The sequence below is a fragment of the Microcoleus sp. AT3-A2 genome (assembly GCF_036705685.1).
GTDB lineage: Bacteria > Cyanobacteriota > Cyanobacteriia > Cyanobacteriales > Microcoleaceae > Microcoleus.
Genome location: NZ_JAUBVF010000028.1, coordinates 56,333 through 80,463, shown reverse-complemented (window position 1 = coordinate 80,463; position 24,131 = coordinate 56,333). Strand labels below are relative to the sequence as shown.

At 45.3% G+C, this 24,131-nt stretch carries 21 protein-coding genes; 5 read left to right on the top strand and 16 right to left on the bottom strand.

The features are described 5' to 3' along the window. Positions 1-44: 44 nt before the first annotated feature. Together QUB37_RS17095 and QUB37_RS17090 are read right to left on the bottom strand one after the other, a co-directional pair. Positions 45-644, bottom strand: a complete 600-nt coding sequence (locus QUB37_RS17095; protein ID WP_333164081.1) for an adenylate/guanylate cyclase domain-containing protein — start codon at positions 642-644, stop codon at positions 45-47. 6 nt (positions 645-650) lie between these two features. Further along, a complete protein-coding gene (locus QUB37_RS17090; RefSeq protein ID WP_333164079.1) occupies positions 651-1,382 on the bottom strand; it encodes a response regulator in 732 nt (243 codons plus the stop codon). Positions 1,383-1,707: 325 nt separating this feature from the next. Between QUB37_RS17090 and QUB37_RS17085 the strand changes: the two genes are divergently transcribed. After that, positions 1,708-2,070, top strand: coding sequence for a hypothetical protein (locus QUB37_RS17085; protein WP_333164076.1), 363 nt, complete (start codon positions 1,708-1,710; stop codon positions 2,068-2,070). A gap of 152 nt (positions 2,071-2,222) precedes the next feature. Here the strand turns inward: QUB37_RS17085 and QUB37_RS17080 are convergent, their stop codons facing one another. The 3 genes from QUB37_RS17080 to QUB37_RS17070 form a co-directional block, all read right to left on the bottom strand. Continuing rightward, positions 2,223-3,128 (bottom strand): ABC transporter substrate-binding protein, encoded by a 906-nt coding sequence (locus QUB37_RS17080; RefSeq protein WP_333164074.1) that lies wholly within the window; start codon positions 3,126-3,128, stop codon positions 2,223-2,225. A gap of 320 nt (positions 3,129-3,448) precedes the next feature. Next, positions 3,449-4,234 carry an ABC transporter ATP-binding protein gene (locus tag QUB37_RS17075; RefSeq protein WP_333164071.1) on the bottom strand — a complete coding sequence of 262 codons (786 nt, stop codon included), beginning with the start codon at positions 4,232-4,234 and terminating at the stop codon, positions 3,449-3,451. A gap of 104 nt (positions 4,235-4,338) precedes the next feature. Then, positions 4,339-5,337: an iron ABC transporter permease gene (locus QUB37_RS17070; RefSeq protein WP_333164067.1), complete on the bottom strand. Its 999-nt coding sequence runs from the start codon at positions 5,335-5,337 to the stop codon at positions 4,339-4,341. Between the two features lie 196 nt (positions 5,338-5,533). Between QUB37_RS17070 and QUB37_RS17065 the strand changes: the two genes are divergently transcribed. The 3 genes from QUB37_RS17065 (at position 5,534) to QUB37_RS17055 (ending at position 7,925) form a co-directional block, all read left to right on the top strand. Continuing rightward, entirely contained in the window at positions 5,534-5,980 is a 447-nt protein-coding gene (locus QUB37_RS17065) for a SufE family protein (protein ID WP_333164065.1), read from the top strand. 14 nt (positions 5,981-5,994) lie between these two features. Then, positions 5,995-6,900 (top strand): alpha/beta hydrolase, encoded by a 906-nt coding sequence (locus tag QUB37_RS17060; protein ID WP_333164062.1) that lies wholly within the window; start codon positions 5,995-5,997, stop codon positions 6,898-6,900. Positions 6,901-6,968: 68 nt separating this feature from the next. Further along, positions 6,969-7,925: a DUF6282 family protein gene (locus tag QUB37_RS17055; protein WP_333164059.1), complete on the top strand. Its 957-nt coding sequence runs from the start codon at positions 6,969-6,971 to the stop codon at positions 7,923-7,925. A 173-nt stretch (positions 7,926-8,098) separates the two neighbouring features. On the opposite strand, the gene QUB37_RS17050 is transcribed toward QUB37_RS17055, so the two are convergent. The 4 genes from QUB37_RS17050 to QUB37_RS17035 form a co-directional block, all read right to left on the bottom strand. After that, entirely contained in the window at positions 8,099-11,092 is a 2,994-nt protein-coding gene (locus QUB37_RS17050; protein WP_333164057.1) for a right-handed parallel beta-helix repeat-containing protein, read from the bottom strand. A 349-nt stretch (positions 11,093-11,441) separates the two neighbouring features. Further along, positions 11,442-12,617, bottom strand: coding sequence for an ATP-grasp domain-containing protein (locus QUB37_RS17045; RefSeq protein ID WP_333164055.1), 1,176 nt, complete (start codon positions 12,615-12,617; stop codon positions 11,442-11,444). Between the two features lie 23 nt (positions 12,618-12,640). After that, positions 12,641-13,702, bottom strand: a complete 1,062-nt coding sequence (locus tag QUB37_RS17040; RefSeq protein ID WP_333164053.1) for a DMT family transporter — start codon at positions 13,700-13,702, stop codon at positions 12,641-12,643. A 142-nt stretch (positions 13,703-13,844) separates the two neighbouring features. Continuing rightward, complete coding sequence (locus QUB37_RS17035) at positions 13,845-14,345, bottom strand: thioesterase family protein (RefSeq protein ID WP_333164051.1); 501 nt, start codon at positions 14,343-14,345, stop codon at positions 13,845-13,847. A gap of 141 nt (positions 14,346-14,486) precedes the next feature. Here QUB37_RS17035 and QUB37_RS17030 point away from each other — a divergent pair, with 141 nt between their 5' ends. Beyond that, complete coding sequence (locus QUB37_RS17030) at positions 14,487-15,338, top strand: universal stress protein (protein ID WP_333164049.1); 852 nt, start codon at positions 14,487-14,489, stop codon at positions 15,336-15,338. Between the two features lie 556 nt (positions 15,339-15,894). On the opposite strand, the gene psbM is transcribed toward QUB37_RS17030, so the two are convergent. From psbM to QUB37_RS16995, 7 genes are all read right to left on the bottom strand, one after another. Further along, positions 15,895-16,008, bottom strand: a complete 114-nt coding sequence (gene psbM, locus QUB37_RS17025; protein ID WP_015177760.1) for a photosystem II reaction center protein PsbM — start codon at positions 16,006-16,008, stop codon at positions 15,895-15,897. Between the two features lie 293 nt (positions 16,009-16,301). Continuing rightward, positions 16,302-16,598 (bottom strand): 2Fe-2S iron-sulfur cluster-binding protein, encoded by a 297-nt coding sequence (locus QUB37_RS17020; protein ID WP_006631487.1) that lies wholly within the window; start codon positions 16,596-16,598, stop codon positions 16,302-16,304. 118 nt (positions 16,599-16,716) lie between these two features. Beyond that, positions 16,717-18,564, bottom strand: a complete 1,848-nt coding sequence (locus QUB37_RS17015; RefSeq protein WP_333164046.1) for a TolC family protein — start codon at positions 18,562-18,564, stop codon at positions 16,717-16,719. 140 nt (positions 18,565-18,704) lie between these two features. After that, positions 18,705-20,090: a TIGR03279 family radical SAM protein gene (locus QUB37_RS17010; RefSeq protein WP_333164043.1), complete on the bottom strand. Its 1,386-nt coding sequence runs from the start codon at positions 20,088-20,090 to the stop codon at positions 18,705-18,707. A gap of 73 nt (positions 20,091-20,163) precedes the next feature. After that, positions 20,164-20,931 carry a methyltransferase domain-containing protein gene (locus tag QUB37_RS17005; protein ID WP_333164040.1) on the bottom strand — a complete coding sequence of 256 codons (768 nt, stop codon included), beginning with the start codon at positions 20,929-20,931 and terminating at the stop codon, positions 20,164-20,166. Between the two features lie 218 nt (positions 20,932-21,149). Continuing rightward, entirely contained in the window at positions 21,150-23,708 is a 2,559-nt protein-coding gene (locus QUB37_RS17000) for a sigma 54-interacting transcriptional regulator (RefSeq protein ID WP_333164037.1), read from the bottom strand. A 166-nt stretch (positions 23,709-23,874) separates the two neighbouring features. After that, positions 23,875-24,084, bottom strand: a complete 210-nt coding sequence (locus QUB37_RS16995; protein WP_333164035.1) for a hypothetical protein — start codon at positions 24,082-24,084, stop codon at positions 23,875-23,877. Between the last annotated feature and the right edge of the window lie 47 nt (positions 24,085-24,131).

Sequence of the window (24,131 nt, the reverse complement as noted above, 5' to 3'; positions counted from 1 at the left end):
TTCCAGCCGGGCCAAAAACGAGAACACAACAGAAATTCAGCCGATTACAGCCGCTTGTACGCCACCAACTCCAAACCTGAAACCGAAAGTTCCACTTTTTCCCAGTCTTCCTTGTCACCTTCTAACTTTTCAAAAGCTGCTGAGGTAAGCAAAATCTCTCCCCTTTCCGCCAAATCCTCTCCCAGCTTAGATGCCAGATTAAATTCCGATCCGTACATATCCTCTCCTTCCAGCATTAAAACATCGCCACAGCCAATACCAATGCAGAGGTAAATATCCATATCCGGCGGCAGTGTCGTGTTGACAGCCGCCGTTTGTTTCAAAGAGTCGATCGCAGCTTCCACCGCCGATTTTACATCGGGAAACACTGCAAAAATATTGTCTGCTTCCTCCTTTACTACAGTGCCCCTGCATTCTGAAATTATCGGTTTGACAATTCCGTGCATCCGGTGAATCATTGCCAAAAAATGAATAATTCCGTAGCGGACTGTCGTGCGCGAAAATCCCGACATATCCATTACTAAAATTGCGTAATTTTGGCGAAAAGTTTCATTTATTTTCGCATCAATTTCCGCCATTCTTTCGGGATGCTCGTTCCTTTCTTGCAGCAACTTTTCTAAGTTAGCGCGGTTATTTGTTTTCATCTTTGTTTAATTAAATTCCCAATCGCGACACAGTTCTTGAGGGCGCCCAGCAGGATGCACCGCACAATTGATGCCATCCTTACCGTAATAATAATCGCAGACTTTGCAAGGTTTAGTTTGCTCTAATTTTTTCATCAAAATTGCCCGGATTGCCTGGACTCGGTTTCGATACTTGTTTGCATTCGAGTGACTCGGTTCAATTGCCAAAGCTTGCTCGAAAGCTGCTAAGCTGGAATCGTACAATTTAATAATTTGGGAACTGTACTTTGTCCAAGCATCGGCATGGCTTTGATACAGTTCGACTGTACTTAAGTTTAAAATTCCGTATTCTGTCCAAGCGTCGGCTGAAGCTCGATCGAACTTAATATTGGCATTGAGCAAAACTTTTTTGATCGTTGCCAAAAGTTCCCTCGGCTGCCAAGGTTTGCTAACATAAGCCTCGGCGCGATCGCCCTGGAACCTCGCAAATAAAGCTAACTGCTGTCCCTTGCCTGTTAAAAATACCACTGGTATGTTCCGAGTTTCGGGATTAGCTTTAATTAAACGACAAACCCCGTAGCCGTCTAGACGGGGCATTATGACATCTAATAATACTAAATCGGGGCAATTTTTCTCAATTTTATCCAGCGCTTCCACACCGTCCGATGCCTGAATTACATTCAATCCGCTGCATCTCAACTGATGTGAAATGCACTCCCGCTGGCTGCGGGAATCTTCCACCACTAAAACTGTACTCATCACTCCCCACCTGGTTTCTGAGGTAAACTTGTTCGCTGCTTCGAGTAACCCTTGCTGAAATCAGTTTACCCATATTGGAAGAGTTTGTTATCACTGGCAAGCTAAACTTACTAAAATTGCAACAAATCTTAAACTGGGAAGCAAAGGTGATACTTATCAGAAAATGCTTGTTGCTAATACCCGAAAAATTATTAGATATTTGGGCGACAAATATTCGACTTTTAAGCCTTCATAACGCCAAATCTTACTGATGTCGGACGAAAACCTTGTTGAATTGCAACAGATAATCGGTTACTGTATACATTAAAGTTCTTAAAGACGACAAATGAATAGATTACTCCTCACTTTATTGGTAAGCCCCACGCTGTTTGGATCTGTGATGTCTTTGAGCGCGATCGCAAATCCCGCTCAAATTGGTGAAACACCAAGCCAATCGGCTGATTCGCCCCGCTGCGTGCGATCGCCCCACAGTCAGCGTCTGACTTGCGTGCGCCTCCCCGCCAAAGCTGCTGCTAATTCTAAAGTAAAAATCAGTTGGCAGCGGCCTGATGATCAGCAGGTGGCGATGCTGGATTTTTCGGAAGAAGAAAGCGATGCGGCTGTGGCCCTGTTTGGCTGCGACTGTCAGATGTGTATCAACTCGCTGCGACAGTTGCGCGGTTTGCCACCTCTGGATCTAGCTTCTTGAGGGCGATCAGACACCATTGGGAGTCAGTCTCAAAAATCTGGTTTCCGATCGCTGCGGGCTTTGGAATGCCTTTAGCTTTCTCACTTTTAGAGAAATTGTAGCCAATTTGTTCCATAATTTATAGAGTTTTTTTATCTCTCAAAACCGGGCCTCTACTTTTTAGCTAGAACTTGTTTAAGTTGAGCAGTTGCTTGCTCAATTTTTTCGATACTACCTGGGTTGACCAATCCGTAGTAGTCAAAAACGTAAACTCGATTATTTTTTGTGGCCGTTAGTTGATTCCAAAATGAATCAGATTTAAATTGGTCTAAAATTCCTTCTCCCCGATCGACTACAATGATTACTTCGGGATTAGCCTCTAAAACCTTTTCCGCTGAAAGCGTTACGTAGCCTCGCACGGGGCTATCTCCTTGCAATTGGGCTGCGACATTTTTCACGTTAAACTTACCCAGCAAATCTCCAGCCCAACTGCTTTGATTCGGCGATAAAATTGGTTTTCTGCTTACCAAAACTAAAGTGGCGGGGCTTTGATTTGGGATGTCTGCTAAAAATGTTTGGTAGCGTTTTAACAGAGGTTCGGGATTTGTATTGAGGGATTTAGCTAAAGTTGTTGTTAACTCTTCTAGGGATTTCCAGCTATCAACTTGAGTGAGTAAAGTTTTTATTCCTAGCTGCTGCAACTTTTGCATTGTTTGGTCATGAAACCCCGACGCACCTACCACCAAATCCGGTTTCAATGCGATGATTTTTTCCAAATTAGGAGGGGTGCGTTCGGCAGTGACTGCGGTAATTCCTGTAAATTTGGGGTTGCTGCTGACTAATTTGCTGCCGGGAATTCCTACAAGTTTGGTTGAGTCGAGTTGATGGATAATATCGGCGGTTAAAGGTGTTAAAGCTACAACTTTTTGTGCTGATTCGCTGTTAGTTCTTTGCGGTTGATTTGCTGGCGAAATAGCAGGAGTTGATGGCTGAATTTGGGGTGAAGTGGCGGCGGAGCAAGCGGTAAATGCTAAACTCAGCAACAGGATAGCGGTACGAGAAAAAAAAGTTTTGTACATAGTTTATGCTGGATTTACAGCGAGTTTAGACCAGGTTGAGACAGAATTGACGGGAAGTGCGATCGCACTTTAGCGCTTAATGATTTAAATATCAATAGTTTACGGTAGATTTTGTATAAAAAACTGCGCTTATTGCCTGAATTATGATTTTTTAAGTATCTCTTAAGTTTTATTCGATCCTTTGGAACCACTACTAAGCAATAGTTTAAAGCCTGTGCTACTCAGATAGAACAGCGGATTGTGGCAATAAGTTAATAGAAATAATTATGAAGAAATTGATAATTTAGTGCAAGATACAGCTTATACTTATCATAAAAGTATTAAGTGTGAAAAGTGGGAGCGATCGCACAAATCTGCAAGCCGACAGAAGTTTCTAAAATAATAGCTTCGACGCCAAAAATCTGAGCTAAATTATCAGGAGTTAAAACTTCTGCGGGAGTTCCTACACAAAAAAGTTCTCCTTTATCTAACATAGCAATCCGCGAACTGTACCTAGCAGCTAAGTTAATTTCATGCAGCACCGTAATAATCGTCAATTTGTGTTTTAAATTTAGTTTGTTAAGCAAATCTAACAATTGCAACTGATAGCAAATATCTAAATAAGTAGTAGGTTCATCTAATAGCAAAACTTGCGGATTTTGAGCCAAAGCTAAGGCGAGGAAAGCGCGCTGGCGTTCGCCTCCTGAGAGTTGTTCGACGGGGCGATCGCGGAATTCCTCAATCCCAGTTTGACCGATCGCAACTTCCACCTTTTCCGCATCTTCCTTGCTCAATTCCCACTGCCACCAACCCTGATGAGGAGAACGCCCCAAACTAACTAATTGCCTTACCGTCAAACCTTCAGGTACTGTTTGCTGCTGCGGCAAAATCGCTAATTTTTGAGCGACAACAGCCGCAGGTTGAGTATGAATTGCCTTGCCATCAAGCAACACACTTCCTTGCTGCGGAGTTAGGATGCGGCTAACTAACTTCAAGAAAGTAGACTTACCAGAACCGTTGGCACCGATGAGACTCAACCACTCACCAGGTTGTAAAGATAAAGTGATGTTGTGGGCGATCGCAACTTCGCCGTAACCACCAGTTAAATTTTGAATTTCTAAAGACATTATATTTTGGTAATGGGTAATTGGGCATGGGGCATGGGGCATGGGACATGGGACATTGGTTACTAATAACTAATGACTGATGACTAATAACTAATGACTAATGACTACTGACTAGAACGCCGATAAAGTAACCAGACAAACAGCGGAGAACCCAACAAAGCCGTAACCGTACCCACAGGCAATTCTACCGCACCCAAACGAGCCAAAAAATCAGCAAAAGTCAACACCCAAGCACCGCCGATCGCACTCAACGGCAATACAAACCGATAATCATTACCAACCAACAAACGCACCCCGTGAGGCACAACCAATCCCACAAAACCAATCAATCCGCCGATGCTGACAGCACTCGCAGCTAGCAAAGTAGCAACACCACCAATCAATAAGCGCGATCGTACCAGCGAAACCCCCAAACCAACAGCTAAATCGTCGCCCAAAGCCAGCAAATTTATCGATCGACCCAAAAAACATCCTAACAGCAAAGCAGTCAAAATATAAGGTGCAGCCACCTGCAAATCCGACCAACCGCGACCGTTCAAACTACCGATTAACCAATTCAAAGCAGCTTGCAAACGGCTGTCTTCAGCTAACAGCAGCAGTGTAGTTTGTATTGCCCCAAACAGAGAACTTACAGCCACACCAGCTAAAACCAAACGTTCAACAGAAATCCCGGTTTTAGTTTTTCCCAAAAAGTAGACCAGCATCGAAGTGAAAATAGCACCTATCCAAGCAGCCAAAGGCACCCAAGTTTGAAATATTCCCAAAGTCAGCATGGTAATCGCAACCAACCCTGCACCAGCCGAAATTCCTAATACAAAAGGATCGGCTAAACCATTGCGGAGTAACCCTTGCAGCAAAGATCCCGACATTCCTAAAGCCGCACCAACTGTCAGCGCCGCCGCAACTCTGGGCAAACGCAATTCCCACAAAATAGTTTGATTGACAGCATCACCTCGGTGCAGAAATGCTTGCCACAATTGATCTGTACTCATCGGCACCGCACCAAAAGAAAGCGAAAGAACGATGGTTAACAGCAAACCCAATCCTAAGAATGCAATTGCCTGAAAAACTCGATATTCTAGCCAGATTTTTTGCAGATTCACTACATTACACCACAATCTTCATTAACAGCACGAAATACCATATTTCCTGCGTTTTTAACGCTCGAACTCGTTAACTACAATAACAATAACCGATTCACCTGAAGACGGCTGCAGTGGGAGCAGATGAGCAGGCGATCGCACCCGCCGCCAAAATTAAATGTATAATATTAACGAAGTAAACCGCTACGAGTGAATCATGTCCGCAAACACCGCGCTACCCGCAGCCCTAGCTAAAATCGTTCAGCGCTTTCAGCGACATTCCGATCCCAAACAGCGCTACGAACAACTGCTGTGGTATGCCAAGAGACTCCCAGCATTTCCTGAAAGCGATAAACTGCCGGAAAACAAGGTTTCTGGCTGCGCGTCGCAAGTTTATGTTACTGCAAATTTGGCAGAAGGAAAAGTATTGTTTCAAGGCGATTCAGACGCTCAGTTAGTCAAAGGATTAGTTGGCTTACTGGTGGAAGGTTTGAGTGGATTGACGCCTGCTGAAATCGTCAGCGTTACCCCAGATTTTATTCAAGATACGGGATTGAATGTCAGCCTGACACCCTCCCGCGCTAACGGATTTTACAACATCTTTCAAATGATGAGAAACAAAGCCCTTGCTTGCGAAGTGAGCAAGCAAGCCGAAGCAAATTAAAAGAATAAACAGCCATGACTCAAACTACAAATTTAACAAAATCAGGTTCTGGCAACTACCCCGTCGCAGTACAACAATATCTCTGGAATTGGAAAGAAACGCAAATCAAAGTTATTTACGAAACCAGAGGACAGGGAAACCCTGTATTGCTGCTGCCGGCTTTTAGTACGGTTTCCACACGAGAAGAAATGCGTCCTTTGGCAGAATTGTTAGCTTCTAACTTTCAAGTTGTGAGTTTAGATTGGCCGGGTTTCGGCGAATCGGATCGCCCGCGAACCGACTATCAACCGCAATTATATCATCAATTTCTCAAGGATTTTGTTGAGGCAAATTTTAATAGTCCTGTTGCTGTAGTTGCAGCAGGTCACGCTGCGGGTTATGTGATGCAATTAGCGCAATCCCAGCCGAATGTTTGGTCAAAGATTGTATTAGCTGCGCCGACTTGGCGTGGGCCTTTGCCGACGATGAGCAAACAGCAAAGCGGGTGGCATGGAATCGTGAGAGAATTAGTACGATCGCCCTTACTGGGACAATTCCTATACAAACTAAACACTGCGCCGTCATTCCTCAGTCTCATGTACCGTCGCCACGTCTATGTTGATGCAGCTAAAGTCACGCCGGATTTCATCCAAACCAAATGGCAAGTGACGCAAAAAGCGGGCGCGAGATACGGTTCCGCTGCCTTTGTGACTGGTGGTTTAGATCCGGCAAAAGTGCGATCGGAATTTACAGATAAATTTAAACAGTTAGCAGTACCGGTGATGGTTGTAGTTGCTGAAAATGCGCCGCCCAAATCCAAGGCTGAAATGGAAGCATTAACGGAATTACCGGGTGTTGAATCGCGAGTTATTCCCGGTTCTTTGGGTATGCACGAAGAGAATGCAGCAGCTTTAGCAAATGCGATTCAATCTTTTATTTGAGAGGATTAAGAGGGGATGAACCGCAGAGGGCGCAGAGAACGCAGAGGGGAGAAGGGAAGAGGAGAGGAATGCAAGCTGTTTTTTTTACGTTAGTTTGGATGGTTTGCTATTGGTTTTGTCTGCCAGTTTATGCTGTCGGAGATTCGCCGATAATCAATTTGCCAAAGAGTACGATCGAAAGTGCGATCGACTTTCACATTCATTCTTCTCCTGATGTGATTCCCCGCAGATTGGATGATTTTGAGGTAGCGAAATTAGCTGCTAGGGCGAAGATGAAAGCTGTGGTATTGAAAAATCACTTTGCGAGTACAGCAGCGCGGGCAGTTTTGGTTAATAAAATAGTACCAGAAATCGAAGTTTTTGGGGGAGTGGTTCTCAATCATTCGGTAGGTGGCCTTAATCCCGATGCTGTAGAAGCAATGCGCCGAATTGGCGGCAAATACGGTAAAGTAGTGTGGCTACCAACGGTTGATGCTGAGCATCACTTGCAGGTTTTTCACAAGTCGGGAATTGGGATTAAAGTTGCGAAAAATGGCAAGGTTTTACCGGAAACAGCAGCGGTATTGAAGATTGTAGCAAAAGAGAATTTGGTATTGGAAACCGGTCATATTTCATCAGAAGAAGTGATGGCGGTTGTCGGTGCAGCCAACCTGCTCAACATTAAGAACATCCTGATTACCCACGCAATGGCGGATGTACCCGGTTTATCCCTAGAAAATATGCAAACAGCCGCCCAGATGGGAGCTTTTCTAGAACTCGCATTTGTCAACGATTTGATGGGAGAAAATGCCGTTGATGACGGACACAAAAACTGGCATCAAGTTTCTATTAGTAAGATGGCAGCAGCGATTAAACTAATAGGAGCCGAGCATTTTGTTATGAGTACAGATTTGGGAAGAAAACCCGATCCTTTACCTGCGGAAGGTTACAAATTATTTGTGAAAAAATTGATAAATCAAGGCATTTCCCCGCACGAAATTGATTTGATGATGAAACACAATCCAGCTCGATTGTTAGGCATTTAGAATTGGTAATTGGTAATTGGTAATTGGCAATCGGGGATTGGGAACTGCTAATTGGGAATTCTATTCCCTCTTTTCTCTTCCTTCTTCCCTCTGCCTTCTGCCTTCTGCCTTCTTCCTGACATCCGTTACATCCGTTACATCCGTTACATTATCCGTTGCCGAACTTCCTTTTTCTATTCTTGATTGCCTTTGCCCCGCAGGTATCCGTTATCTGCAATGCGCCAAGCACCCCCAGCATTGCCCGTTAAATCGCTATCTTCCACGGTAGCAATGCCATCTCTGTAAATGGCGATCGCCTCACCTTCATTACCATTAATCCGACACCGGCGCACGATCAATTTTCCTCCCAATCCCACACCTATTCCCAAACTGCCGTTGTCAAAAATACTGCAATCTTCCACCGTTGCTTTCCCATGATCCGATATAAAAATTCCGTTCCATACCCCATCATGAATTTGACTGCGGCGGAGGATAGAATTTGCATCGGGGCCGCAAATTCCCACCACAGAATAGTCCGCAGAAGTGATATCGCTGTCTTCTATGATTAACTCGCCTTTGCGAATATCTACAGTGTAATATTTCCCAGTTGCGTTCAGTGTTAAACCGCGCACTAAAGCACTGTCAGTTGCCATTTGAATGCAGTTTGAGTTGATACTTTCAACCACAATGCGATCGACATCTCCGCTGCCGATAATTTCTACCGATTTGTCGATAATTAGACTTTCGCGGTAAACGCCTGGATGCACGTCAATGCGCGTGCCCGGTGCTGCATTTTTCAGCGCTTCGCTAATAGTAGTATAATCGCCTTCACCCTGCTGAGAAACAACAAATCCTTGACTCTTCCCAACTTTGGTATCTGAAGTAGATGCTTTAATTTGCTCTGATTCCGAGTCAAAATGCTCAGATTGTCGATCGCCCGCTTCGGAAAGTTGCGATGTTACCAGCAAGCGTTCTTGATAAACTGTCTCTAGCTGATGTTCTAACTCGGATACTTGAGATTGAAGTTGAGCTTGATTCTGGTTGGCTGTCTCGATTTGACTATGAGTTTCCGAGAGTTGAGAATAAAGGTGCGATCGTTCTCTGTTAGCAGTTTCTAGCTGAGATGCCAATTCAGAGCGAGTTTGGCGAACACTTTCTAACTGGTGTTCTAACTCGGATACTTGAGATTGAAGTTGAGCTTGATTTTGATTAGCTGTTTCGATTTGACTTTGAGTTTCCGAGAGTTGAGAAGTGAGCTGAGATTCCAATTCAGAGCGACTTTGACGCACACTTTCTAACTGACTTTCTAAGTCGGATACTTGAGATTGAAGTTGATTTTGATTCTGATTGGCTGTCTCGATTTCACTTTGCAATTGGGAGATTTGAGAAGTGAGCTGAGATTCCAATGCAGAGCGACTTTGACGCACACTCTCTAACTGATTTTCTAACTCAAAAATTTGAGATTCAAGTTGATTTTGATTCTGATTGGCTGTCTCGGCTTGACTTTGAATTTCCGAGAGTTGAGAAGACAGTTGCGATCGTTCTGTGTTAGCAGTTTCTAGCTGAACTTCTAATTCAGAGCGAGTTTGACGCAGGCTATTTAGCTGATTTTCTAACTCGGATACTTGAGATTGAAGTTGATTTTGATTCTGATTGGCTGTCTCGATTTCACTTTGCAATTGGGAGATTTGAGAATTGAGTTGAGATTCCAATTCAGAGCGATTTTGACGCACACTTTCTAACTGGTGTTCTAACTCGGAGATTTGAGATTGAAGTTGATTTTGGTTCTGATTTGCTGTCTCCGTTTCACTTTGCAATTGGGAGATTTGAGAAGTGAGTTGAGATTCCAATTCAGAGCGATTTTGACGCGCAATTTCTAACTGGTGTTCTAACTCAGAGATTTGAGATTGAAGTTGATTTTGATTCGGGTTGGCTGTTTCGATTTGACTTTGCAATTGGGAGAGTTGAGAATAAAGTTGCGAGCGTTCTGTGTTGGCATTTTCTAGCTGAACTTCTAATTCAGAGCGAGTTTGACGCACACTTTCTAACTGGCGTTCTAACTGGGAGATTTGAGATTGAAGTTGAGTTTGATTCTGATGGGCTGTCTCAATTTGACTTTGGGATTCCGAGAGTTGAGAATAAAGGTGCGATCGTTCTGTGTTAGCAGCTTCTAATTCAGCTTGCAGTTCTGATAACTGAGATTGGAGTTGCGAGCTATCTCCCTCCTTGCGATGTATCTGAGACTCCAATTCTGACAACTCAGACAGCAGTCTCTCTCGCTCTAAAACCACCATTTCGGATTGAAGTTGTAATTCATGAACTTGAGAGTTTAACTGCATTTTCTCCTCATTAGCTGCTTCTAACTGTCTTTGCAGTTCTAATAATTCAAACGGAGGTTGCTTTGCTTGTTCGCGAGCTGTTTGCAATTGAGAGTTGAGTGTTTCGCGTTCTTGCTCTGCACTGTCCAATTGAGCTTGTAGCTCTGACAATTCCGAAGTAAATTGCGATCGCTCTGCTTCGACTAATTGCAGTTGAGTTTGCAAACCCGACAGTTGAGACTGAAGTTGGTGCCGCTCTTCAATGGAGCGATCGAACTTAATTTGAATTTCCGACAACTGGTACTGTACCTGCAATCTGCTTTGGCTAGCCGTTTCCAACTGACTCTCAAATTCCGACAGCAGAGCGTGAAATTGAGAACGTTCTGCATCCACCGCCTCTAACTCTGCTTGCATTTCCAGCAATTGAGCGTTAAGTTGCGATCGCTCCCGATCCGCAACTTCTAACTGATCTTTAAGTTCGGCCACTTCTGCTAACTGCGACTCAGCTTGTTGAGCATTTTCTAGTTGAAACTGCAAATCCGCAATCAAAGCATCAATTTGCGATCGATCCTGGGCAATTCCTGCCAAAAATTCTTCCATTTCCGACACTTGATTGTTTAACAATTCTTGCTCGCGAGTCACAGTTTCCAACCGACTCTGCAACTGCGACAATTCAGAATTTAGCTGATTTTCATTCTGTACTTTTTGTCGCAATTCCGAAGTTCGGGCATCCAACTGAGCAGCCAAATTCGATATAGCCTCCTGCGAACCCTGCATCCGCACCAAATTGCGTGAATTTCGCTTATTCAAAATTAGGTAGCAGACTAATGCCCCGCCTCCAAAGCCTATTAATAAAAGTAATGCTTCCATTTGTTTTATCTAATTAAAATAAATTGACTTGTTTTGATACTGACCAAAAAATGGACATCCACAAATCGCTATCTTATATCGTTTCCGGTTGCATCGGAATAATAAAATCGAGTCAACAGTTAACACTCAACCATTCAGTCTTCTGACTCCGAGCCAACAGTCAACAGCCAACAGTCAACAGCCAACAGTCAACAGCCAACAGTCAACAATCATGAGAAGTGCAACCGGAATTGATATTACTCAAAGCTATCACAACTTGTCAGCCTGTGTTCACTTGGCTCAACAATTTATATTTCTTTACAAATCCCTTTTGTTTAGAGGTAAGGTGCAGCGCACCCTGCAAGTCCGATTAATGAAGCAAATCCACAATATGAGGAATAATTTCGATATGCTGAGTCAACAAATAATCCAACCTATCCGCCAATAAACTAAAAATTAAATCGTTATAACTCATCCCGTATTCCGCCAAACCTAAAGCTACCAAACTCGTCACATTTTCCCCTGGATGTTTCAAATCCGGTTTAGGATTTGCTTCCAAAACATAAAGAGAGCCATCAGCATCACTTCGGACATCAATCCGCACCAAACTGTTCAAACTAAACTCCCAATAAATTTTTCGAGCTAACTCAATTAACTTTTGTTTGAGTTCCGGTTCATCAGCGCCCATCAACCGCCCTCTATCTGCCGTAATCGCCTTTTGATCCATAGAAGTAAAGATACGTTCGTCAGGCTCCAGCACGCGCTCCACAGTCGAAAAAGCAAAGGGTTTTGTATGTTTATCAAATCTGCCTTTAGCATAAGTAACATAGCCACAGACCGCTACACAAAATTCTCGTCCCGGCAAATATTTTTCAATTAAAGCAGTATTGTGAGTGTCTCGGTGAACTTCCGAAACCGCCTGAGACAAACCCTCAACCTTGTCTACAAAATGAACGTGCAGCGAAGCGCGACCGCATACTGGTTTGACAACAAACGGCCCTTGATACTCCCCGAATGCAATGGCAAAACGTTGATGCAAATTAGGCTCCAAAATCCCTTGAGAAGGATGCCAAGTCATAAAGGGAGCGGTTTTAATTCCGACTGATTGCAGTTCTCGTTTAAAAGCGTGTTTGTTATCTAAAGTTGAACTATTTAAAGGATTATGACCGACATAAGGCATTCCCAACATTTCCAACAATGCGGGAGTGTGACAAACAGGATTGTAGCCCTGGACTCCCCCAGTATTCAGCCACACTAAATGGATATTTTTTTGTTTTAGTTGTTCCGCCAAGTTCATGTCGTCAGGCATGACAAAGACTTGCTGAAAGCCAATTTTTGCTAATGCTTTAGCAATCTCGCGGGCGACCACTTCGTAACTCTTCCAAGCGCGGGGATTGTGAGTTTTGTAAATCACAGAACCAGGGCGATCGCAGTTGCCGCCGAACACCACAGCAATTCGCAATTTAGCAAACAGCACCTCCAAATATTGAGGCAGCAAACTAAAGTCATAATGCCAGCGATTCAGGCTAATTGATGTTGGAATCATTTAAGTATTTTTTCCTGTGTGTTTTATTTTTTATCGGCCGAACGGCTAGATTTTGCCAAATATATTCCCGCTAAAACTACCGAGAAAGCAAACCAATTAAACAAGCTCAAACTTTCCGCAAACAGCACCCCAGCAATAATCGCAGTAATCACGGGTTCTAGCAGCAGGAAAAGAGCGACAAATCCCGACGACAAACGACCGAGACTGTGGATGAGCAGTCCCTGGCCGAAAGCTTGACAAATCACCGCCAAACCAATTACAGCCAGCCATCCCTGCCAAGAATAAGGAAAAACTTGATCGCCCGCCAGCAGAACCAGTGGCCAAACCAATATACTACCAATAAAACAGCGCCACATCAATATAGTTGTCGCCGGAAACTTCGTTCGCAAATGTTCTGCAATCAGCAGATTTCCTGCATAAAACATCGCCGATAAAAGAGCAGCAACGTCGCCGACAAGAGTGTCTCCCGCCGTTTGCAAATCGTCGATTCCGATCGCAATTGCACCACACAAAGCCACCGCCAGTCCCACCAAAAACCTGTTATCAAAGCGCCGCCCCAATAGCAGCCATCCCCCCAAAGTAGTAAATAAAGGAGTTAAGTTTCGCAGTACAGTAGAATTAGCGACATTAGTCTGAGTTAGTGACCAGGCCCAGAAACCCAAAGAAGCAGAAGAAACCACGCCTACGGCTGTTAACAGCATCACATCTTGCAGAGTGTAGCTCGATCGCTCTTCTACTTGGGCCCCAGACATTCGGCGGCGCGCAGCATCAGCACCATTCCACACTCCAAATACTACAGTTGCTATCCACAAACGGTTAAAAACAGTAGCATTCGGGCTGATTTCCCGTTCGCTAAACTTAATAAAAATCGCAGCCAGCGACACCGCTAGCAGCGCCGCAGACAGCGATACGATCGCCCAAAATTTGCCTTGACTGTCAGCTAATTCACCGTTATTTAAACCGTCTTGCTTTCCCGAAACAATAGTTTTGTCTTCAGTTGTCAAGGCAGAGTTTAACTCGGTTTTTTCCAAAATATTGCGCTGAAGTTCAATATTTGGCTCTGGCAATCCCAGTTTTTTTGACATTATTAAAAGTTCCAATGAAGGCAGAATGCAGTTGTGTAGGGTGCGTGACAAAAGAAAATTTGGGCGACGAATGGAGTGACTCAAAAGTCACGCACTCTACTTACTATGGCTGCACCAACTATTTTTTATAGTTAACAGCAGCTTAGGCTGAAGGTTTAACAGAAAGCCTCGTCAAAGCCTCCTTTATCGCCGGTGGCAATTGCCGGATAATCTTGTTCTTGTCACGATCGACACCAACCAAAGTTACCTGTGCTGTCACATATAACTCCTGAGTATCAGCCGATCGAATTTCGTAATCCCAAAGCAGCCGCACACCCTCGGTAGCAGCGATCCGCGTTCTGACTGCCACAGATTGACCCATTTGTACAGCCCGGTGGTAGCGCAGCGAAAGTTCCACCACGGGCAATTCCAAACCCTGCGCCACCCAGTCTGCATACTCGATGCCAAGAGAGCGCAAACTTTCTACCCTAGCCTCCTCCATCCAAGCAATATAAGTCCCGTGCCAAACCACACCGCTGTAGTCAGTATGATGAGGGTACACTCGCACCAAATATTCAAACCAGCCCTCAGAGTCCATCCCGGGCCGATTTTGAATAGCACCAGCCGGTGCGAGTTCTGGTTGAGTTCGATCGTTCTCTAACACTTTACAAATCGTTCCAAAACGCTACATTTCTACAAATCATAAGACAAACTTCAGGTCTATGCTTAACATTAACGAACTAGAGTACCAACGGCCTAGTTTAACGTCGCACAAGAAAACTCAACTGTTTTTACCGCCAAAACCATGATAGAAAAAATTTTAGTAGCCGTCGCCGGTCGCGGCTTGTGCGAAGAGATGTTTAATATGTTGATGGACATCCCTTCCTTGCAACAAACCTCTGTCACCGTCTTGCACGTCGTGCCGCCGCAAGTAACCTCTGATGGCATGGCCGAGAAGTTGGAAGAAGGAGGAAAGATCTTAGCACAAGCAGTCCAGTCTTTGAAAATAGATCCCAGCAAAGTCAACCCCCGGCTCAAACAGGGAGACCCGAAAACCACAGTTTGCCAAGTCGCAGAAGAAGAACAATCCGACTTAGTAATTATGGGTTCTCGGGGACTCGGACGGCTGCAATCGATTTTGGAAAACTCTGTCAGCCAGTACGTTTTCCAGCTAACATCCCGACCGATGTTGTTAGTAAAAGACGACATCTACGTCAAAAAAATCAAGCGCGTCATGGTGGCAGTAGACAAATCAGAAGCTGCCAAACAGTCATTAGAGCTTGCGCTATCTTTGGTTAAAGAAGTCAGCGGGGGAGAGATAATTTTAGTACACGTCACCAAAGATTTGACGGGAAAAGCCAGCGAAGATTTAACAGCAAGTGCTGAAAAAGACCCCGTATTAGCTCCGGCAGTAGCACTAGCGAAACAAATGGGAGTTAGCTACCGCTGCGTGAGTGCTACAGGCAAGCCAGGGGAAGAAATTTGTCGGATTGCAGACGACTTGAATGCCGACTTGTTGGTAATCGGTTCCCCGGATCGGCGACCCAATGTTGCCAAAAACTTTGTGGATATCGATCGACTCCTAGGAAATTCGCTATCAGACTACGTGCGAGTTTACGCCAACTGTCCCGTCTTGCTAGCCCGCACAGTCGGCTAGAATCTCATAAAAATTAATACGGGATGCGGGAAACTCAGTGGCTTCAGCCCTGAGAGGGAAGCGGCACGGGGGAATTCAGTCCCCGTGTCTTTCTTTGTTGCTATTTCTATTGAAATATTGTACTCTGATCGAGAAGTGAGTAAGAACAACCATCTACGTGTTGAGACATCCTAGTACGGAGAAATTCCCGCCCCTGGAAACAACGATCAAGTGCAAATTTGATGAAAGTATGACAGTAAAGGGCAAGTAATAGCAGGTTGTTGAGCGTACCGCATTTTGGCTTAGCGATGGACTCGGAAAGCTTTAAAAAAATAAAAGTAGCTAGAAACCTAAATTTAATGTGGGTGACTAGGTAGACGGCGTTTGACGGTCGTAGCGAGAGTAAGACTTAAAGCTTCCTCTGTCAGCAGAATCTCAGTGGCTTCAGCCCTGAGAGTGTCAACGTTAAGAGTTAGCAGCTAACACTCAACAGTTAATAAAAAAAGCGCCTCAGCAAAAAGCTGTTGGCGCTTTTTTTTTGCAAGCAGCTTGCGCCTGACAGAAATAGCAGCAGTTGCTAATCTTTTCTACCTTGACGGCTAGCTGTTTGAATGTACAGAATGATTAGAAAAACACTGGGAACCAATACAAACAGAATGGTTGCCACAAACCCTAAATCGTTAACTTCCATGAAGACGCTCGCCTCTATCGGAAAATAGAAAAACACACACAACTAGGATATCACTCAAAGGCAAAAGGCAAACTCGAAGACAGAAGAAGAGCTGACGGACAAGCATCTAAACCCGCTTTCTGCCTGGATGCCTCGCGGCCGAATCTCTTATTTGTCCTAGAAACCAAGTTTCTTTTCCTAGGTCGGCAAAAGGCGTGATTATACAGTGAAATAGGAAAAAAACACAATTATTGCATTCTTCATTTTTCTTTCTTTCTGCATTAGAGCATCTCTAGCCTTCTGCCTTCTGAAAGTTACGGTTTAGTCTTCACGCTCACCTGGCCATTGACCATAGCTTGACAAGCCAACCGATAGTTTTCGGGCTTTTTCTTGAGCTTGCGGTTCTCAAAGTCAGTGCGGGGCGACAGATTTTCACTGCCCTCGACAATTTCCACAATGCAGGTGCCACATTGACCAATGCCCCCGCAATTCATGAGCTTTCCCGAAAACGTGTACAAATCGATGCGGTTTTCTAGAGCTTTGAGTCTCAAATTGGCTCCGTCTGCTGCGATGACTTCCTGATTTTCCTTCACAAACTTGATATTGGCCATTGCCGATTCCCTAACGCAGTTGACATGGAACTCTATTACAAAATATTAACGAATGTGTCAGACGTTTAATACAGGATGTCCAATTTTTCTGGTAATTAAAGCTCGCCCCAACTCAATGTCAAGGAGCATCCGAGAGGTTATTAGTCGGAAGATTGCTCACAGCCCGCTGAAGAGACGAAAGCCCCAGGTTGTACGTGACAATTGCCGACAATCGGTTTCTCTCAGCCCTAGTCAAATCAGTTTCCGCCTGAATCACATCCGTCTGAGTACCCACACCAGCTTGAAACCGCAGTCTCGCCAGACGCAGAGCTTCCCTCGACTGCAAAACCCCCGCCTCCGAAGTTTCGATATTCTCAAAACTCGACTCTAAGCCAAAATAAGCTTGTTCTACTTCCCGGCGCACCTGATTGCGGAGTTGGTCGAATCGACTTTCGGCGATCGTAATATCAGCCTCCCGCTGTTTTACCCTGGCGTTCGCCGCGCCCCCGTCGAAGATACTCCAAGTCAGACTCGCCCGGATCGAATAACCATCGGCCCACCCACGAGGAATAAACGGAGCGGGGTCGTCAGGGTCTTGTCCCTGCACGTTGTAACTACCTCCAACACTAAGTTGAGGCAAACGCCCCGCCTGAATCGATCGCCTCTGCTGCTTGCTGATATCCCTCTGCACCAACTGCTGTTCCAACTCGGGGCGATTCCTAAAAGCCTGCACGATACTCTCTTCCAAAGACAGCCTCCAAGAGCCCGCTTGCTCTACCGGATCAGCCGCTGTCAAGTTCGCCGACTGGCTGACATTCAAAATCTCAGCCAGACGCCGCTGGGCAACTCGCTGATCGCGACGGGCAACTGACAGTTGTTGCACTTCGTTAGCCAAATTTGCCTGAGCCTGCAACACAGCAAATCTGGTTCCCACCCCTGCCCGTTCCAAAGCTTCGGCATCCCGCAAACTTTGCTCGGCATTTCTGACCGAAGCTTGGCGGATGGCAACTTGTCCGTCCGCGTTTTGCAAAGTGTAGTAAGCCTCAGCAGTATCGAAGCGGAGTTGCTCGGCTTGGCGTTCCACATCCAGTTCCCGAAGGCGCAACTGTTCCTCTGCCGCGCGGATGTTAGCCCGCCGCCTTCCGAACAAATCGACATCATAGCTCAACTGCAAAGCGCTGTTGAGACTGTTGCTGCCTAAATTTGGGGGGGCTTGGGGGGCGGGCTGCCCGGTTTGGTTTGCCACAGAGTTGAGGCGACGCTGCTGAGCCCGGACTTGGAGTTCTCCGCCGGCACTCACAGAACGGCTGGCGTCCATTTGAAAATTCAGGTCTGGATAAAGAGCAGCTTGCTGTTCGCGCAAAGCTGCTCTGCTTTGTTCCACTTGCTGTCCGGCGATTTGCAAAACTTGGCTGTTGCGGCGGGCGAGGTCGATCGCCTGCTGCAAGGTAATTGACTCTGTTTGCTCGATCCTGACATCCTCCGGGTTTGTCGGAAACTGCAGGGGATTCGGGTTGGGTTCCAGGGAAGCCGGAGGCTTGGTGTCTAAAATGCCCCTCGGAGGGAGAGGGGGGAAACTTTCGTTCGGAGTGCCCCGGAGAATTGGTACCGGGGAACTGGGCACAGGAACATTGTTGGGAGGGTTCGGGGAAGGCTGCTGAGTCTGTGTCGGTTCCAACCCTCTTAGAGGCGTCGAACCGGCCTGAGACAGAGTTGATGGGGAAGCCGGAGCAGCCTGTTGAGGCTTTGATGCTTGCTCGGGACTGGTTTGAGGGTTAAGGGCGATCGACTGTTCGGCCTGTGATGCTGATTCTGCCGCTGTGTTCGAGGTCGATCGAACATTCGGCCCTAATTCGACGAGCTGATTGCTAGGGGCCAAGCTGTCCTGAGACTGAGCCGGAGGCTGTGCTGAAGCACTCTGTGCGGCGTTGCCCAAAGTAATTGCAGCGCCCACTCCGACTCCGATGATTTGACGAAAAACACGCATAATTTTTTAATTAGTCTGCAATCCTAGAGACAATTTTAGAGCAAGAGTTGGCTTCAAGTTTCTAGTTTGTAGCCTAAACTCGCCAGTTACAAGTCAGAATTACCCTACTCATCTTAACTTTTGAATGTTCGATTCAAAATTTACAATTCAACCTCAGCAGTTGCCAGACCGATCGCCGCCGAGATTAGTTCCTCTACTCCGCTCACCGGCAAAATCCGGGTTTTCAGCGAGCTGGCAAGCTGTTCGAGGGTCATGTCGTCTAGAAAACGCGGTTCCCCCTGTTTTAGCATCACCGACGGCAGCAGGATGCCATCTCCCAAGTCTCGCCCCTGCAAAGCTTCGAGCAAATCTTGCCCCGTGAGCAAACCTGTGACAGTGATAGTTTGTCCCCAGTAGTGGCTGCACAGTGCTGCCATGTTGACGGACAAGCCGGGAATTTGGTTTAGTTGTTGTACGATCGGCTCAAAAGCTTTTTCTACAGCATTCCCCACCACCCAAACTAACTTGCGCGGGGGTTCGACTTGCATCGGTTGCAGCTTCTCAAAAGCCGTTTCAAACTGCTGGATAAACTGCCGAATCGAACCCACACCATTACCAATTTGGGGATAATCTTCGTAATCAGCAGCCGACGGCAAATCTAAACCCGCTATTAAAAACCACTCGTCAGCCAGCCAAATACAGCGCGATTTTGCATTCTGCTTTTTCGCCTTTTGACCACCTTTTCTTTTACTTAAAAGCACTTGAATTTTCTGCACTTGCTCAATTACTTCTCGCGCTTTTTCCGCAGTTACTGCGCTCAGTTCATCTTCTGCGGGGCGAAAGCGAGTTAAACCCACCGGCACTACAGCCACCGATGCTACAGCGGGAATATTTCCGGTATGGAATTTTGCCAAATCTAACAAAGTGCGTTCTAAATGTTCGCCGTCATTAATACCGGGACAAACAACTACTTGAGCGTGAATTTGCAAGCGGCGTTCTTGAAACCATTTGATTTGTTCGAGAATCTGGCCAGCGCGGAGATTTTTTAACAGCCTAATTCGTACTTCCGGTTCGGTAGCGTGCACGGAAACATAGAGAGGAGAAAGCCGCATTTGCTCGATTCTCTCCCACTCTTTTTGAGTCAGATTGGTCAGAGTGAGATAGCTACCATAAAGAAAACTAAGTCGGTAGTCATCATCTTTGAGATACAAAGTTTCTCGCTTTCCCGGTGGTTGTTGGTCGATAAAGCAAAAAGGGCAGCGGTTGTTGCACTGAATTAGTCCATCGAAGAGAGCAGTTTCAAATTCCACTCCCAAGTCTTCGTCGTACTCTTTTTCGATTTCTAACTTGTGAGTTTTGCCTTTACTGTCTAATACTTCTAGTTCGAGAAATTCATCGGAACACAGGAATTGATAGTCGATCAAGTCACGGGGTTTTTGACCGTTGACGGCGACGATTGAGTCTCCGGGTTCAAATCCGATTTCGGCGCCGATGCTGTCGGGGATAACTTTGGTGATTAGGGCTGGTCGGGTTGATAATTCGCTCATATTTATTAGTGATTCCCAATTAGTTATTTGTTATTAGTGGGACTCTGTTACACTTGTTTTGAATTGATAAAACTTAGGCTATTTTATCGCCAACGATGACAGCGATTGGAACCGCATAATGAATTTTCTCGCCTCGAAAATGCGCGCCAATTCCGAGACTATCAACACCAATATCCTCTCTAAAAATTTCTCTGATTTTCTGGTCATCGCCGGGGTTGGGAAAAGAAGCAGCTAACTGTTGTTCTAGTCCAAGTTCTACCTTGTAAAAAGCCAATTTAACATTTTGAAGATTGGCATCTGCGACTAATTTTGGAAACTCTTCCAGAGTCAAGGCGCGAGTATGAGAGGGATCGCGCAACTTCTCAATCCGGTCATAAGCATTCACTTTATCCGGTGGCAAAGCAACATCAGCAATCAGGATTCGACCACCTGGACGACATACGCGAACCATCTCTGATAGAACAACATCTGGCTGCAAAAAATGATGGAAAGCGTAACGACTCAGAACAATAGAAAAAGTAGCATCGGGAAATGGTAGTGTTTCAATATCTCCTTGTTGCCAGGACAGATTAATCAAGTTTTTCTGTTGCGCCAGAATCTGGGCTTGTTCGAGCATCGCTGGTGTGATATCAATGCCAGTAACGTGACTGGCAACTTCCGCAAAAGCACAACTAACAATACCTGAACCGCAAGCAACATCTAAAACTGTGTCTTTGTCAGATACACTCGCCATTTCTCTCAGCAGGTACAGAGACTCTTGATTGGTGTGAGCGTACAATTTAGAGAAGGGGATTGCCTGACGAGTGAACTGGTCGATGATGGATTCCTGATGTGCGGTCATAGTTTAGGATGTGGCTAGCGGAGAATGTTTACAGTTTAACTTGTCTAGGCTGAATTTGGCGATCGGGCAATTTGCCCTTTGTTTTCACCAGGGACTCATTTCTTCTGGCACCTTTTTAATGGTGTTTTGCTGTACCTGTCAGCAAGAAGCCTGCTCTTAAATTGGTCAGAGCAAGTAAAAAATTAAAACTCAAAGTAATATATCGCGCATACTCCCTCTCAGGTTCCTACGATCGCATACCACAAACTCAGCATCAGGCACAAACTCGCTAAATGTTGCGGAATCAAAGATTTAATTGAGCGCTTGGCAATTTTTTGAGTCACAAATATTGTAACTAATAATGATACAATCAAAGTTAAACCTTGCAAGAAACTAATCACCGCTGGATCGCCAATAAAACTCGGTAAATCGTCTCTCATTTGTCCGAAAGTGGCAAAAGTTACGGGAATCAATCGGCCGCCTTCCTGCAATCCCAATCGCCAATAGTGAGCCAAACTACCGCCCCAGACTAAGGGTAAATAACCGTAGGCGAGAGATACAAATGAGAGGGGTTTGTAGGTTGTAAATGGCATGGTTTCTGCTTGTCCCAATCGATAAATTGCCTGCATGATTGCGTAGGCAATTAGGGGAATGATCGGCGGGATAATTAACACTGCGATCGACAGTCCTAAATGAGGTAAAAATTGCTCTAAATTGATGCCCAGCCCCAACCAACTATTTATCTCCGGCAAGCGATGGAGATAGATACCGCCTAATAATAGAAATAACAGGGCAACTTCATAACTGTGAGGAACGTGGGTAGTCCATAATTCGATGCCGGGAGGGCGCAGATTTAATTCTACCGATCGATGCGGACAAGCTTTTAAGCAAGTCATGCACAACACGCAATCTTTATTATCGGTTAATTGGGCGGGATGGGAATAAATCGGACAGCCATTAGTAGTTAATCCTTCCCCCAAGCCGGGGCCGCCTTTGTAACATTGGTAGGTGCTGCATTCCGCCCCGCAGGTTCCTTGTTGGGCGCGAAGTTCGATAATTGAGAGTTTAGCAAATAATCCATTCATTCCCCCGATCGGGCATAAATAACGACACCAAAATCGCCTCTCGAAGATTAGGGAAAAAACTACCGCTCCGGCGGTGATGAGCAACAACAAACAACTGGATAAATAGGCGGTATTTTCTAAATTCCACAACTCTTCCCACAGAAATATCAGAGTAAATAGTCCAAATAGAAGCCAGCCACCCCATTTTTCGGCTTGTTGGCGCGGCCATTTATTGAGAGTTCGAGGGAAAATTTTTAGCGATAATTTTTGGACGATTTCCCCATAAATCATAAAAGGGCAAAAAGCACACCACAATCGCCCGATGATGGGGAATAATAATAAAATTAACGGCCACCACCACGCCCAAAAGATATTTAGGGCAAAATTATGTTGTCGATCTTGGGGAGCAACAAACAGGATAATTACCACCAATGCAAACACCCAGGTGGTAAACCAATAATTCACGCGATCGGGATACCAATCGCTCCGTAAAAATTGCCGAAATTTTGGATAAATATTTAATAAATTCAGGCGAAACTTTTGTTTCTTCGCTGCCTGTGCCCAAAACACTTCTTCCGTTAATACCTGACTCCCCTGTGCTTGAACTAAGGCGCGATCGACCATTCCCTGCAATTCCTGCAAGTTCCCTGGAAAATCGTAGGCTTGTAAGCGGCGAATTGCTTCCGGTGTAACTTGGGGCTTGACTAATTTCTTTTGGCGACCAATGATATTGAGATAATAGTTGACTTGTGCCTCTAAATCTGCTTTTCGCACCCGCAAGGATGGGACTTTAATCTTGTGTTGTGTCAGCTTATCTAGCTTGGGCTGCACAATTTCTGAGATTAAAATTATCCGGGCCTTACTAGAACGCGGTGGTCGCGGTATTTGTCCTTCCTTGACAACGGGCGTATAGGTTCCCTCGGTTAATAATTGCTGAATTTGGGGGCATAATTGAGCGGGTAATTCTTGCACGTCATTTAAAATTAACGTCCCTTCTCCCAACCATTCCAACAGCCCCGGTTTGCCGCCCAACCGCCCGAATAATTCCGCTCCATTGCTCTGAAGTAAAGCAGTTTTAATCTGAATAATTGGCTCGTTGCGACGCTGGGAACCGAAATGAATTAAAGCAGCTAAATTATCTTTTTCTAAACCAGGTTCGCCAGAGATTAATACCGATCGGCTGTCACTCGATGCCATGCGAATTTGTTGGCGCAATTTCACTGCATAACGACTATTGCCAATGACTCCTCGTTTTGCCCTGGGTACTAGATAGCTGCGGAGGGCATTTTGACGCTCGCGTTCGTAGGCAATTTCTGCTTCTAACTGCTCTAATTTCGCTGCCAAGCGTTGAGCGTAGGCTTCGGTAATGCGTGGATATCTTTTTAGCAAATTGCGCCAGCGATCGGCACTAATTACCCAAAATTGACATTCTGTCCGAGTTATAATTCGACTATCGGCAGGTTGCGATCGCTGGAGGGCTGATAAATTCACGATCGCCCCCGGCAACAAACTACTCGCCCACATTAATCCCGGTTGTTTGCTGCGGTAGCGATCGGCTTGTCCCCGTTCTAAAATATAGAGATTAGTGACAGGCGTATCTTCAATTACCACTCGAAATCCGGGGGGAAAAGTTGCCATTTCCATTTCACGCGCGATCGCCTGTAAAATCTCGCGGGATAATATGCCTAATTCGGTGGTCGATTCGAGCCAGTTAACTAATGTTTCGGTAGACATCGCTTAGCGTCGGCGAAAGCCGAATCGTGGTAGTTGGTGTAGAATCTATTATATGCAAAAACTCGATAACCATTCCTCAGCCATTTGGGGAGATAGCAAATGTACCACAGATTTACAGATGATCAAACCATTTACCTTTAATTGCAGTTTTACCTACAGACACTACCTAAGAGGCAACTTTTTCCTTCATCTTAATCTCAGCAATAGCCACTAGGAAACCTGGATACTCACTAGGTATCAAAGCAATTTCTTCAGCAATTTCATCGGGAATATTTTTGCTGTTGATTTCTCTAGTAAAGCGATGAAAACTGTAAGGTTCAAATACTACCCCTTTGGCATAACTCCCTTGAATAACATTACGAACTTCTCCCCACATTGAATAGTCATTTCCTAAAAGCTCTAACGATAATTTATGGCAAAATT

What these genes read in the sequence shown, in the direction of transcription:
- QUB37_RS17020 (WP_006631487.1), bottom strand. Translation starts at nt 16,598, where the DNA reads ATGGCCAATATCAAGTTTGTGAAGGAAAATCAGGAAGTCATCGCAGCA.
- QUB37_RS17015 (WP_333164046.1), bottom strand. Translation starts at nt 18,564, where the DNA reads ATGCGTGTTTTTCGTCAAATCATCGGAGTCGGAGTGGGCGCTGCAATT.
- QUB37_RS17065 (WP_333164065.1), top strand. Translation starts at nt 5,534, where the DNA reads ATGTCCGCAAACACCGCGCTACCCGCAGCCCTAGCTAAAATCGTTCAG.
- QUB37_RS17040 (WP_333164053.1), bottom strand. Translation starts at nt 13,702, where the DNA reads ATGTCAAAAAAACTGGGATTGCCAGAGCCAAATATTGAACTTCAGCGC.
- QUB37_RS17060 (WP_333164062.1), top strand. Translation starts at nt 5,995, where the DNA reads ATGACTCAAACTACAAATTTAACAAAATCAGGTTCTGGCAACTACCCC.
- QUB37_RS17055 (WP_333164059.1), top strand. Translation starts at nt 6,969, where the DNA reads ATGCAAGCTGTTTTTTTTACGTTAGTTTGGATGGTTTGCTATTGGTTT.
- QUB37_RS17080 (WP_333164074.1), bottom strand. Translation starts at nt 3,128, where the DNA reads ATGTACAAAACTTTTTTTTCTCGTACCGCTATCCTGTTGCTGAGTTTA.
- QUB37_RS17090 (WP_333164079.1), bottom strand. Translation starts at nt 1,382, where the DNA reads ATGAGTACAGTTTTAGTGGTGGAAGATTCCCGCAGCCAGCGGGAGTGC.
- QUB37_RS17005 (WP_333164040.1), bottom strand. Translation starts at nt 20,931, where the DNA reads ATGACCGCACATCAGGAATCCATCATCGACCAGTTCACTCGTCAGGCA.
- QUB37_RS17085 (WP_333164076.1), top strand. Translation starts at nt 1,708, where the DNA reads ATGAATAGATTACTCCTCACTTTATTGGTAAGCCCCACGCTGTTTGGA.
- QUB37_RS17000 (WP_333164037.1), bottom strand. Translation starts at nt 23,708, where the DNA reads ATGTCTACCGAAACATTAGTTAACTGGCTCGAATCGACCACCGAATTA.
- QUB37_RS17050 (WP_333164057.1), bottom strand. Translation starts at nt 11,092, where the DNA reads ATGGAAGCATTACTTTTATTAATAGGCTTTGGAGGCGGGGCATTAGTC.
- QUB37_RS16995 (WP_333164035.1), bottom strand. Translation starts at nt 24,084, where the DNA reads ATGTGGGGAGAAGTTCGTAATGTTATTCAAGGGAGTTATGCCAAAGGG.
- QUB37_RS17010 (WP_333164043.1), bottom strand. Translation starts at nt 20,090, where the DNA reads ATGAGCGAATTATCAACCCGACCAGCCCTAATCACCAAAGTTATCCCC.
- QUB37_RS17030 (WP_333164049.1), top strand. Translation starts at nt 14,487, where the DNA reads ATGATAGAAAAAATTTTAGTAGCCGTCGCCGGTCGCGGCTTGTGCGAA.
- psbM (WP_015177760.1), bottom strand. Translation starts at nt 16,008, where the DNA reads ATGGAAGTTAACGATTTAGGGTTTGTGGCAACCATTCTGTTTGTATTG.
- QUB37_RS17045 (WP_333164055.1), bottom strand. Translation starts at nt 12,617, where the DNA reads ATGATTCCAACATCAATTAGCCTGAATCGCTGGCATTATGACTTTAGT.
- QUB37_RS17095 (WP_333164081.1), bottom strand. Translation starts at nt 644, where the DNA reads ATGAAAACAAATAACCGCGCTAACTTAGAAAAGTTGCTGCAAGAAAGG.
- QUB37_RS17075 (WP_333164071.1), bottom strand. Translation starts at nt 4,234, where the DNA reads ATGTCTTTAGAAATTCAAAATTTAACTGGTGGTTACGGCGAAGTTGCG.